Annotated in this window: 8 protein-coding genes and 1 pseudogene; 5 read left to right on the top strand and 4 right to left on the bottom strand. The window is 68.0% G+C overall.

Annotated elements, in window-relative coordinates; all coding sequences use genetic code 11:
* Positions 1-133 precede the first annotated feature (133 nt).
* Positions 134-427 (top strand): annotated as a pseudogene (locus tag BSP109_RS15390) (transposase); the annotation flags it as partial.
* A 122-nt stretch (positions 428-549) separates the two neighbouring features.
* Positions 550-1,857, top strand: a complete 1,308-nt coding sequence (locus BSP109_RS15385; protein WP_101601782.1) for a TRAP transporter large permease — start codon at positions 550-552, stop codon at positions 1,855-1,857.
* Between the two features lie 97 nt (positions 1,858-1,954).
* Here the strand turns inward: BSP109_RS15385 and BSP109_RS15380 are convergent, their stop codons facing one another.
* Positions 1,955-2,899 carry a LysR family transcriptional regulator gene (locus BSP109_RS15380; RefSeq protein ID WP_101601779.1) on the bottom strand — a complete coding sequence of 315 codons (945 nt, stop codon included), beginning with the start codon at positions 2,897-2,899 and terminating at the stop codon, positions 1,955-1,957.
* Positions 2,900-3,072: 173 nt separating this feature from the next.
* Here BSP109_RS15380 and BSP109_RS15375 point away from each other — a divergent pair, with 173 nt between their 5' ends.
* Positions 3,073-4,320 carry an FAD-binding oxidoreductase gene (locus BSP109_RS15375; RefSeq protein WP_101601785.1) on the top strand — a complete coding sequence of 416 codons (1,248 nt, stop codon included), beginning with the start codon at positions 3,073-3,075 and terminating at the stop codon, positions 4,318-4,320.
* Positions 4,321-4,416: 96 nt separating this feature from the next.
* Positions 4,417-5,949, top strand: coding sequence for an aldehyde dehydrogenase family protein (locus tag BSP109_RS15370; protein WP_101601778.1), 1,533 nt, complete (start codon positions 4,417-4,419; stop codon positions 5,947-5,949).
* 14 nt (positions 5,950-5,963) lie between these two features.
* Here BSP109_RS15370 and recQ read toward each other — a convergent pair whose 3' ends face one another.
* On the bottom strand, positions 5,964-8,006 hold the full coding sequence (gene recQ, locus BSP109_RS15365) for a DNA helicase RecQ (RefSeq protein ID WP_257944737.1): 2,043 nt from the start codon (positions 8,004-8,006) through the stop codon (positions 5,964-5,966).
* A gap of 43 nt (positions 8,007-8,049) precedes the next feature.
* Positions 8,050-8,946 (bottom strand): LysR family transcriptional regulator, encoded by an 897-nt coding sequence (locus BSP109_RS15360; RefSeq protein ID WP_087006148.1) that lies wholly within the window; start codon positions 8,944-8,946, stop codon positions 8,050-8,052.
* A gap of 72 nt (positions 8,947-9,018) precedes the next feature.
* Between BSP109_RS15360 and dapA the strand changes: the two genes are divergently transcribed.
* Positions 9,019-10,023, top strand: a complete 1,005-nt coding sequence (gene dapA / locus BSP109_RS15355; RefSeq protein WP_101601776.1) for a 4-hydroxy-tetrahydrodipicolinate synthase — start codon at positions 9,019-9,021, stop codon at positions 10,021-10,023.
* A 48-nt stretch (positions 10,024-10,071) separates the two neighbouring features.
* Here dapA and BSP109_RS15350 read toward each other — a convergent pair whose 3' ends face one another.
* The gene (locus BSP109_RS15350) at positions 10,072-11,604 is read right to left on the bottom strand and encodes an HNH endonuclease signature motif containing protein (protein WP_101601774.1); all 1,533 of its coding nucleotides are present in this window, start codon (positions 11,602-11,604) and stop codon (positions 10,072-10,074) included.
* Between the last annotated feature and the right edge of the window lie 260 nt (positions 11,605-11,864).

Here is an 11,864-nt window from a genome sequence, read left to right as displayed (position 1 = left end):
ATGGGCAGACCGAGGTCGACCCGGTCGGGGTGGTGATGCCGCTGACCGCGTGATTCGTAGCCCGACCCCGCTGCTTAATACCAAGTTAAAGGAACTACCGAAGAACACCACGAAAAGGGACTTGACCGAGCATCCCGATCGGAAGACGGGCAGGCGTCTCATGCAGGCAGTGATCGAGAGTCTGCGCAGAGGCCTGCCGAAAGGGCTTGAGGAGCTTGCTCAGCTGGGGAGGACGTTGTGGCGGAAGCAGGCTCAGGTGCTGGCGTTCTTCGACCGTGGAGGTGCGTCGAATGGGCCGGTCGAAGCGATCAACGGACGCCTCGAGCATCTGCGGGGCATTGGTCTGGGCTTCAGGAACTTCGAGCACTACGTGCTGCGCTGTCTGCTCCACTCCGGGCAGCTATCGGCCCGGGTCAACGCACTCTGAAACCGGAAGAGCCCTCAAACGACAGGGCGCACTGATCGAATCCGCGGATGACGACGCTGCGGCAGCCGAGACATCTGCGCCGGCTGCGACATCCGCCCAGACCGCACCGAAGGGAGACGGCGATGCTTGACGTCCTCGCGGTCACTGCCGCGATCATCCTGCTCTTCCTCCTCGTCTACCTCCGGACCCCCATCTTCATCGCTCTGGGATCGTCGGGACTGGTCGGGCTCCTGCTGCTCGAGGGCCCGCGCGGCATCGAGCAGATCCCCATCGCGTTCGTCAGCCAGCTGGAGAGCTACGCGCTGGTCGCCGCCCCCATGTACATCCTCATGGGCGAGATCCTCGCCGTGGGCGGCCTGGGGCGCGCGATCTTCCGGTTCGCCCACGCATGGCTGGGTCGTTTGCCCGGTGGTCTGGGCGTCACCGCGGTCGGATCGTCGACGGTGTTCGGCGCGCTGTCCGGCGTGAGCCTGTCCGCCGTCACGGTCGTGGGCCGCATGTCCGTGCCGGAGATGCTCGAACGCGGATACCGCCCGAGCTTCGCGACCGGCGCCGTCGTCGCGTCCGGAGCGCTCGCGATGCTCATCCCGCCGAGCCTCATGTTCATCCTCTACTCGTCGGTATCCGGTGTGAGCATCGGTGCGCTGTTCGCCGGCGGTATCGTCCCGGGCCTCCTGCTCGCCACCGTCATGGCTCTGTTCGTCCTCACCATGGCGACGCTCAAGCCGGAGATCGCGCCGCGTGCGGAGGAGGGCATCACGTGGAAGCAGCGCTTCGATGCGATGGTGAAGGTGGCGCCCGCGCTCATCCTCATCATCATCGTGCTCGGCTCGATCTACACGGGCATCGCGACCGCGACGGAGGCGGCTGCGATCGGCGCGATCGGCGCCTTTCTCGTCGTCGGCATCTTCGATCGTGCGCTCACGTGGACGAACATCAAGAAGATCCTCCTCCACACCACGCAGATCTCCGGTTCGCTGCTCATCATCGTCGGCTCCGCATTCGTCTTCACGCAGATGCTCGTGGTGGTCCGGGCAGCAGAGGGCCTCACCACCTTCGTGAGTGGGCTGACGATCCCCTCGTCGCTCATCGTCATCATCCTGCTGGTCATCGTCGTGGCGCTGGGCTGCCTCATCGACGCGGCCTCGCTCATGCTGGTGATCACGCCGATCCTGCTGCCGATCTTCGAGTCGCTCGGGTACGACCCCCTGTGGGTCGGCGTCATCCTCGTCGTGACACTGGAGACGGCGGTCATCACGCCGCCCGTGGGCCTGAACCTGTACGCGATGAAATCCGTCGTCCCGCAGGTCGACATCGGGGACATCATCCGAGGGGCCCTGCCCTACCTCGCGATCGAGTTCGGGCTGGTCATCCTCATGGTCTTCGTCCCGGAGATCGCGACCTGGTTCCCGTCGCTCACCGCGACGTAGGCGAACCAACGACCTAGACGAACCGCCGCCGAGGTCCCGGTCGGCTGAGGGGGCAGTGGTCGTCCGCTGCCCCCTCAGCCGTCTTCGAGCCGCTCACTCACGTCCGGACATCTCGCTCGTCCCCGAGCACCTCTGCGAACGCATCGACGGCGGCGACGACGCCCGGCTGGGCGTCCAGCTCGGACCTCGTGAGCGCCACGATCCGCCTCTCCCCGCACTCGGTGCCCGGGACGCCCTCCACCGGCACGGGCGCCAGCGCGAGCATCGTCGGCGTCGCGAGCCCCAGACCCACTCCGGCCGCGACGAGCGCGAGCGTGACCGCGGTGTCGACGACGATGTGCGTCTCGCGCGGAGCGATCGCCCTCTCCGCCAGCGCGAAGCGGACGGCACGGCCGAACCGGGAGTCCCCGGGCGGAAGGATCCACGCGGCCTCGGCCGTCTCGAGCGGGGTGGGATGGGCGTCGAACGGGGTGGGATCACCATTCCGAGCAGGCGTGCGGGCGTCCTCACCCGTGCACGCACGGACGATGCGGAACGACTCCGTCGTCAGCACGCGCATGCGCACACCCCGCTGGGGCGCCAGCGGGGACGACGGGTAGTCGATGCCGATGCCCACGTCGATGCGCCCCGCGGAGACGGCGTCCTGCATCTGCTCGACGTCGACCTCCCGAGCCCGCAGCTCGACGTCGGACTGCTCGAGCAGCCGCTTGGCCGGTGCGATCGCGACGACCGAGGCGGAGCCGAACACCCCGACCGTCACCGGCAGGCGGCCCGCGGGCTCTCCCCCGGCCACGGCCTCGGCGGCCTGCGCTTCCGCCGCCAGCAGGGTCCGGATCCGGGGCAGGAGCGCGATCCCGGCCTCGGTGAGCGCGACGCGACGGCCCGTCGGCGCGAGCAGCCGAACACCGACGGTCCGCTGCAGTGCGGTCATGTGCTGGCTGACCGCGCCGGGCGTGTAGCCGAGAGCCCCGGCTGCCGCCGTCATCGTCCCGAGCTCCGCGACCGCGGAGAAGGTGCGCAGCTGCGCCAGAGTCCACTGCATGAGGCTCCTTCGCCGTCGTCGCACGCCTTCACCCGAGCTCACTGTCAGGTTTACTGATGGATACTGTCACGAACCATCGCTTGTGTGAAGAATCCGGCGAGATCAGACTGGGCGGGACATGAGATCCACTTCACAGTCCGCAACGGGGCTGACGAGTGAGGGGGCGAGTGGGCGTGGAATCCACTGGTACGACGAAGACGGAGCGATCCTCCGCGGACGCGTGCGCGAGCAGGACGGAACTGCCGCAGCGTGTGGACGTCATCGTGATCGGCGGCGGCATCATGGGACTCGCGAGCGCTTACGAACTGGCGCGCGCCGGACAGAGTGTGCTGGTCCTGGAGCGGTCCGATCTAGGCTCCGGCTCGACATCGAAGGCGGCAGGAGGGCTGCGGAGCCAATTCTCCGATGAGGCGAACATCCGGTTGGGAGCGCGGAGTCTCGAGACGTTCGCGTGGCTGCAGGACGAACGGGGCCATGAGCTCGATCTCCTGCGGACCGGCTATCTGTTCCTGCTGAGCGATGAGGCCGACGTCGCCCGGTTCGAGAAGGACGTCGCCCTGCAGAATTCGCTGGGACTGCGCACGACGATGCTCACGGTCGAGGAGGCGCATGCCCTCTCCCCCGTGATCAGCACCGACGGCCTGATCGGAGCCGTGTTCAATCCGGACGATGCGCACTGCACGCCGGAGGCGGCCGTCGCCGCGTTCGCGCACGAGGCCCGGCGCGCCGGAGCACGGATCGCGACGAAGGCGAAGGCCACCGACATCGAGATCGTCGACGGTCGGGTGGCGGCCGTGACGGTGGCGCAGGCCGGCGCCGCGGATCAGCATCCGTCCACCGGCACGGAGCAGCGGATCGAGACCGATCACATCGTCTGTGCCGCAGGTGTGTGGTCGGGGGCGATCGGCGACATGGTGGGCATCGACCTGCCGATCCGTCCGCTGAAGCGCCATGTGGCCGTCACGGAGCCTCTCGACGTCGATGCGCGCGCGATGCCGTTCACGATCGACTTCTCGACCTCGTTCTACTTCCACTCCGAGGGAGACGGACTCCTCATGGGGGCGCCGGAGGAGGAGGATACGTGGGAGTTCGACCTGCATACGGACCCGTGCTGGCTGGAGCACCTGAGCGACCTCATCGAGGCCCGCGCCCCCGATCTGGACGAGGTCGAGGTCCGGGCCGGGTGGGCCGGACTCTATGAGGTGACGCCGGACCACAATGCGCTCATCGGCTCGTCGTCCGAGGTGGCGGGCTTCCACTACGCATGCGGCTTCTCGGGTCACGGGTTCCTGCAGGGGCCGGCGGTCGGCGAGGTGGTGCGCGACCTCGTGCTCGACCGCGAGCCGTTCGTCGATGTGAGCGGGTTGAGCCTCGACCGCTTCAGCGCGGGCGAACTCCGCACGGAGCTCACGATCGTGTGAGGGTGGAAACAGCGAGACGGACGCACAGCAGGCAGAGACACAGCAGGCAGAGACAGCACAGCGACTTCTGACAGCACAGCAGAACTAGGAGAGACGATGACGCTTCCCACACAGGACGAGATCCGCGAACTGACCCGCAGGGGGTTGAGCGGCTGCGGACTGGACCTCGACGAGATCGCGGCCGGGGCCTCGGCGGCGGGAGTCCGGCTGCGCAGCCCCATCACGGGGCAGGAGCTGGGGTGGGCCCAGGCGGACACGCCGAAGTCCGCTGCGGACAAGATCGGACGGGCGCACGCCGCGTTCGCGGAGTGGAAATCCGTTCCGGCACCGGTGCGCGGGCAGGTCGTCCAGCGGTGGGGCCGGCTGCTCGAGGAGCACAAGGAGGACCTCGCCGCGCTGGTGACCGTCGAAGCGGGGAAGACTCCGTCCGAGGCCGCCGGCGAGGTGCAGGAGATGATCGACATCTGCGAGCTGGCCGTCGGCCAGTCACGGCAGCTGTACGGCAAGACGCTGCCCAGCGAACGGCCGGGCCACCGCCTCATGGAGACGTGGCATCCGCTGGGCGTCGTGGGCGTCATCTCCGCGTTCAACTTCCCGGTCGCCCCGTATGCGTGGAACACCGCGCTCGCGATCGTGTGCGGCGATCCTGTCGTGTGGAAGCCGTCGGAGCTCGCACTGCTGTCGGCTCTGGGTGCGAACGAGTTGCTCACGCGGGCGTTCGAGGAGTGCGGTCAGTCGACGGACGTGAACCACGTGCTCGTGGGCGATCGCAGCGTCGGCGAGATCCTGCTGGATGATCCGCGCGTCGAGCTGGTCTCCGCGACCGGGTCGGTGCGGATGGGCCGCGAGGTCGGGCCGCGGGTCGCACAGAGGTTCGGACGGAGCCTGCTGGAGCTGGGCGGCAACAACGCCGCGATCGTGGCACCGAGCGCGGATGCGGATCTGGCACTGCGAGGTGTCGTGTTCGCGGCCGCGGGCACTGCGGGCCAGCGCTGCACGACCCTGAGGCGACTGTTCGTCCATTCGTCGATCGCCGGGGAGTTCGTCGACAAGATCGTCGCGGCGTACGGGACGCTCACGATCGGGTCGCCGTTGGATGACGGCGTGCTCGTGGGGCCGCTGGTCGGTCAGGGCGCGTTCGAGTCGATGCAGGCGGCACTGGCGACGGCCAGGGAACAGGGCGGAGAGGTCCTGTGCGGCGGCGATCGCGTGCTCGCGCAGGACGGGCAGGACGCCTTCTATGTGGAGCCAGCCGTCGTGCGGATGCCCTCGCAGACCGCGGTCGTCCACGAGGAGACGTTCGCGCCGATCCTCTACGTCGTGGAGTACGACGAGCTGGATGACGCGATCGCGCTCAACAACGCGGTGCCGCAGGGACTGTCGTCTGCCGTGTTCACGTCCGACCTGGCCGAGGCGGAGAAGTTCCTCGCGGGCTCGGACACAGGCATCGCGAACGTGAACATCGGGACGTCCGGGGCAGAGATCGGCGGGGCGTTCGGCGGCAACAAGGAGACGGGCGGCGGGCGCGAGTCCGGCACCGATTCGTGGCAGGCCTACATGCGCCAGGCGACGAACACCGTCAACTACTCCGGCGAGCTGCCGCTGGCACAGGGGGTCGAGTTCCTGTGAGGTGACGGCGCCTCTCAGCCGCCCGTCGCCTCCGCGAGCGTCTCCAGGATCGGCTCTCCGTACTCCGCGAGCTTCTTCGCGCCCACTCCGCTCACGGTGCCGAGAGCACCGATCGAGGTGGGGTTCGTCTCGATGATGGCAACGAGCGTCGCGTCGGAGAACACCATGTAGGGCGGGATCTGCTTCTCCTTCGCCACGGACGTCCGCCATTCGCGCAGTGCCTCGAACACCTCGCGCGCGGCCGGCTCGAGCGAATCGGCGGCACGGCTGCGGGACCCCCCGGACCCGCCGCCCGCACGGGATCGGCCGGACGATGGGGACGCCGGTGATCGGTCCTCGGCCAGTTCGACGGTGGCCTCGCTGCGCAGGACGGGACCGGCTTCCGGGCCGGGCACCAGAACGCCGTAGTCGCCCTCCGCCTCGACGATCCCCCGTGCGAGCAGCTGGCGCAGCGCGCTCCGCCACTGCTTCTCCGACAGCTCCTGCCCGATCCCCCACACGCTCAGCTCATCGTGGCGGGACTGGGTGGATCGGTCGTTGGGCCGCCCCAGCAGCACGTCCAGCACCTGACCGGAGCCGAACTTCTGGCCCCGCTCCCGGTCCAGCCGGATCAGCGCCGACAGCAGCTTCTGCGCGGGAACGGTGGCATCCCACGTGGTGGGAGGCGTGAGGCAGGTGTCGCAGTTGCCGCAGGCCTCCGAGTCCTGGCCGAAGTACCGCAGCAGCTGGACGCGACGGCAGGTGACCGTCTCGCACAGTGCCAGCATCGCGTCGAGGTGGGTCCGCGCATTGCGCTTGAACTGGTCGCTGCCGTCGCCCTGGTCGATGAAGCGCCGCTGATTGACGAGGTCGCCCAGCCCGTATGCCATCCATGCGGTCGACGGTAGCCCGTCACGCCCCGCGCGACCGGTCTCCTGGTAGTAGCCCTCGATGCTCTTCGGCAGATCGAGGTGCGCGACGAACCGCACATCCGGTTTGTCGATGCCCATGCCGAAGGCGATCGTGGCGACGATGACGATGCCGTCCTCGCGCAGGAACCGCTCCTGATGAGTGTGCCGAATCCGGGCATCGAGTCCCGCGTGATACGCCAGAGCGGTGACACCGCGGTCGTTCAGCCATGCGGCTGTGGTCTCGACGCTCTTGCGAGACATGCAGTAGACGATGCCCGCGTCGCCATCGTGCTCCGCGGAGATGAACCGCAGCAGCTGATCGCGCGGCCTGTCCTTCGGGTCGATCCGGTACTGGATGTTCGGCCGGTCGAAGCTGGAGACGAAGTGCTCCGCCTCCTCCATCCGCAGGCGCGTGCTGATCTCCCGGTGGGTCTCACGCGTCGCCGTCGCCGTGAGAGCGATGCGGGGGACGTCCGGGAACACGTCCGCCAGGACGGACAGACCCAGGTAGTCGGGCCGGAAGTCGTGGCCCCACTGGGAGACACAGTGCGCCTCGTCGATGGCGACGAGTGCGATCCGCGCGCGCTGCAGGAGGTCGAGGGTGCGCGGGAGCACCAGCCGCTCCGGCGCCATGTACAGCAGGTCGATCTCACCCGCGAGCAGGCTCTGTTCGACCGCCTGCGCCTCGTGCGGCTCGAGCGTGGAGTTCAGGAAGGCCGCACGGATCCCCACAGCCTCCAGCGCGGCGACCTGGTCGGACATGAGCGCGATGAGGGGCGAGACGACGATGCCCGTCCCCTCCCGCAGGAGCGAGGGGATCTGGTAGCACAGCGACTTCCCGCCGCCGGTGGGCATGAGGACGACCGCGTCGCCCCCGCGCACGACCTGGTCGATGATCGCCGCCTGGTCGCCGCGGAACTCGTCATAGCCGAACACCTCTGACAGGACCTCCAGCGGAGGCCTGTCGGTGAAGGCCGCCGCCGAGGCGGTGGAGACTCCCGCATCACGCTCGGCTGACGACGAGCCCTCGTACCCGCGAGCAGCGCCGTCGGACTCCGGAGGGGAATCGTCGTACTCCGGGTCGTACGGAGGCTCGTCGAGCGGCGGTTCCCAGCCGTCCGGCTGAGTGGGCCCGGCGGATGCGTCAGTGGTCTGGTGGTCCTCCATGTGGTCCACCCTAGAGCTCAGGTCGGACATCACCGGAGCCCGCTCAGGAATCGGAGACGAGATGAGCCAGAACCGCGCGGATGGCAGGGCTCGCGTCAGCGCTCCGGCGCCACACCGCGTGGACCTCGCGCTGCGGCGGGCGGAGCAGGGGAACCGACACCAGGCCCTCTCGCAGGGGCGGCCGGGCGAGCCGCGGCATGAGCGCGATCACCTCGCCGCCGTCGACGAGCGCCATCTGCGACGCGAAGTCGTCGACGAGGTGGTGGACGTCCGGGGTGACCGTCGCGCCGGCGAACACGCGCCAGAACCACTGGTGACACACCGTGCCGGGAGGACTCGTCACCCAGGCGACATCGGTGAAGTCATCGCTCGTGAGCGGTCGCCCCAGGTTCGCCAGACGGTGGTCCTCCGGCATGATCACGTCGCCGAGGTCGCTGTGCACGAGCTCACGCGTCATCGAGTCCGGTGCAGTCACCGGCAGGCCGTCGGCATCGTGCACGACAGCCACGTCGACCGTGCCGGAGTCGAGGCTCTGCAGCGCCTGGTCCGGATCTTGCTCAAGGACGCGGACGCTCAGGTCCGGACACGAACGCGCCAGCGCGGGCAGCATCGGTGCGATGAGCCCCCGGATCCCGGTGGAGAACGCGGCGAGACGGATGGTGCCGCTGGGAGTGCCCTCCGCCACCGATCGCGCCGCCTCGAGGCAGCGTTCGAGAGCCTGGAAGACGTCCGGAGACGAATCGGCGACGGCCTGACCCGCCGGAGTCAGCACCACTCCTCTGCCCGCCGGGGCGAGCACCTCTGTGCCCAGCTGGCGTTCGAGCCGCTTGATCTGCTGCGAGACGGCCGAGGCGGTGAAGCCCAGGTCCTCCGCAGAACGGGCGAGTGTCCCATGGGCGGCCACCGAGCGCAGGGCCCGCAGCGCAGTCACATCGATCATGAAGCAATGCTACGCAATGAACGTGAATAAGCATCGCTGGACCGCATGCTCGTCAGGCGCGAGGATCGACATATGACACACCTCCCGTCCTCGCCCGCCCAGTGCTTCGGAACCAACCTGGTCGCCATGGTGACACCCATGGAGACTGATGGGAGCGTGTCCAAGCCCGGCGTCAAGGGACTCGTGGACCACCTGGTGGCCACAGGGTGCGACGGGATCGTCGTCGCCGGCACGTCGGGGGAAGCACCCACTCTGACCGACGCCGAGCTCACGGAACTCATCACCCTGGTCCGCGACCGCGCGGCCGGTCGCGCCCGGATCATCGTCGGCATCGGGACCAATGACACGGTGACCAGCATCGACCGAGCGCAGCGCGCCGAAGAGGCCGGTGCCGACGGACTGCTGCTCGTGTGCCCGTACTACTCACGGCCGACCCAGGCCGGCATCGTCACCCACTGCAGCGACGTCGCCGACGCGACCTCGTTGCCGGTCATGCTCTACGACATCCCCGGCCGAGCAGGAACTGCCATGGAGGCCGCGACGCTGATCGAACTGTCGCAGCATCCGCGCATCCGTGCGGTCAAGGACGCGAAGGGTGATCTCTACGAGGCCATGTCGGTCATGGCCCACACGGATCTCGCCTACTACTGCGGGATCGACGAGCTCAATCTGCCGTACCTCGCAAGCGGCGCCACCGGCCTCGTCAGCGTCGTCGGCAATGTCACCGCTGATCGGAACGCGGACCTCATCCGTGCAGTCGCCCGCGGCGACCTCGGGACCGCGCGGAGCATCCACACGGCGCTGTCGCCGCTGACGGAGGCGCTCATGCGGACGTCGCAGGGGGCCATCATGGCGAAGGCGGCGCTCCACGAGCTCCGCGTCATCCCGCACCCTGCCGTGCGTCGACCACTGGTCGAAGGACCCGAGGCGGACCGTACGAAGGTCGCGGCCGCGCTCGTCCGAGTCGGCCTCATGACTGCAGGCTCCGAAGCGACTGGTCATGAAGGTGCTTCTGCCACAGGCACCCCCGACTCCGCCGATATCGCGGTTCCCCTCGCACTCGCGTCGGGACTGTGAACACACGCAGCACGCGCTCTAGAACCGGAAGAACCCGAATGAACCACATCAGAACGGTGGCGGGTCATCATCGATGACCGTTTCACCCGGCTTATCGTGTTCACTCGGCTGGTCGTGTTCACTCGGCTGGTCGTATTCACCCGGCTGGTCGTCACCTCCGTCAGCGGAACCTGAGGTCCGCGGCAGCACCACGGTGATGACCGAGCTGCCGAACAGATCTGTGCGACGCGGTGCTCCGTGAAGCAGCTCATCTACGGCGGTTCCGGAGAATTCTGCCGACCGCAGATGGACCCCCAGGACCTCTTCCGCCACGGTGCTGTGCTGAGTCCCTGGATCGGAGGGAGGCGCCACAGTGCGCGTCACCACCCCGAGCGGCAGGGTCCATTCGAGTTCGTCCGCACTCACGCGTCGAAGGCGGATCACGCCATTCGTCTTCAGCTGATGGTGCATGACACACAACGGTACGAGGTTGCACGGGTGAGTGGGCCCACCCCTGCCCGGATCGTCGTGGCAGAACGCTTCACAGTGGTCGATCTCGCAGAGTGTCGAGGACCTGGTGCAGCCCGGTGCCATGCACGATCGCCACTTCTGTTCCACCGCACGTCTCATCGCCGCAGTCGGCGTATAGGTTCTGGTCGCCTCATCGGTGACTGTTCCGGTCGCCGGGTCGTAGAGGATCCTGTGCCACACGGTCGCCTTCGCGGCGACCTGCCTCGCCTGTGCTGCCGGCAGCGGCGTCGAATGATCGAGGGTCGCGGACTCGTTCCCCAGTCCCATGAGCGTCGACAGTGACATCGTCACCGTCACCGCCGCCTGCTTGCGCAGCCATGCACCGTCCGTGGGGCACGCGACAGTAGCCACGAAGCTCTCCTGCTCGGCATCGTTCGCGGCGTCCGGGTCGTGATCTTCGCCAGCAGCTCCGCCCTGTCCGGCGGTGGGCTGCGTCGCCTCCGGGGCTACTCGCACGACGCGCACGTCCGTCTGCGGGACCGCCCCGACTGCGAGGTCGAACATGTACTGCTCGATAGTCCTGTCATCCAGCGTCTGCAGCACACCGTCCGCACTGTCCTGGTTCACGTCGCCCGCATCGCCCGCGTTGATGTCCAGCCCCGCCAGTTCTTGGCGCCGCAGCGCCCGAGCAGTGGCGCGGACTCGCTCGTACTTCAGCTTCAGCGGGAGGATCGGACCGTTCATGACGAGAGTTCCGCTGCCGTCCTGTTCCGGCACGAACCGGATCCCACGGTCCCTGTGGATCGATTCCGGTGACCGCACGGCGGGGTCGAAGCTGTCCCGGATGAACTCGCGAACACGGCGCTCGAACTGGTCGAGTGACATCTCCGGCCGCATCGTCATCGCCATGTCATCGACCGCATTCATCTGACTGATCGTGAGCTGCGAACTCACGACCCTGTACAGCAGACGATCGATGCGGTTGAAGGGAATTCTTCCGGCGACGATCTCTGACAGAATCTGCGGCAGACCGAGGAATGCGGCGAGAGCCCGGCCGGTCTCCCGCCGAGCCGACCCCAGGCGTGTCCGCATCGTCCCATTGAGACTGAGATAGTCCTCGGGCTCCGTCATGCGCTCGAGGACCTGTATGAGAGGTTCAAGAGGGACCACAGAGACTGCTTCCGCACCCGCCCCATGGTGGCGGCGGGGCTTATCGCCGTACCGGAGGGCCGCGTCCACGTCATCTGCGCCGTCGTCGCGGCGCGGTAGAGCCCCATAGAGTGGTGTAACGCACAGAGGCCCGGACACACCCACCCGGATGTAGACGCGGCCACCGTGTGATCCTTCGAGTCAACCTTCCAAGAATCCTCGAATAGGAGTCATCACGATGA

Source organism: Brevibacterium sp. Mu109, from assembly GCF_900169375.1.
In the GTDB taxonomy this organism is placed as follows: domain Bacteria; phylum Actinomycetota; class Actinomycetes; order Actinomycetales; family Brevibacteriaceae; genus Brevibacterium; species Brevibacterium yomogidense_A.
Note: the sequence above shows the minus strand (reverse complement) of the source record. Positions and strands in the feature narration are given on the sequence as shown.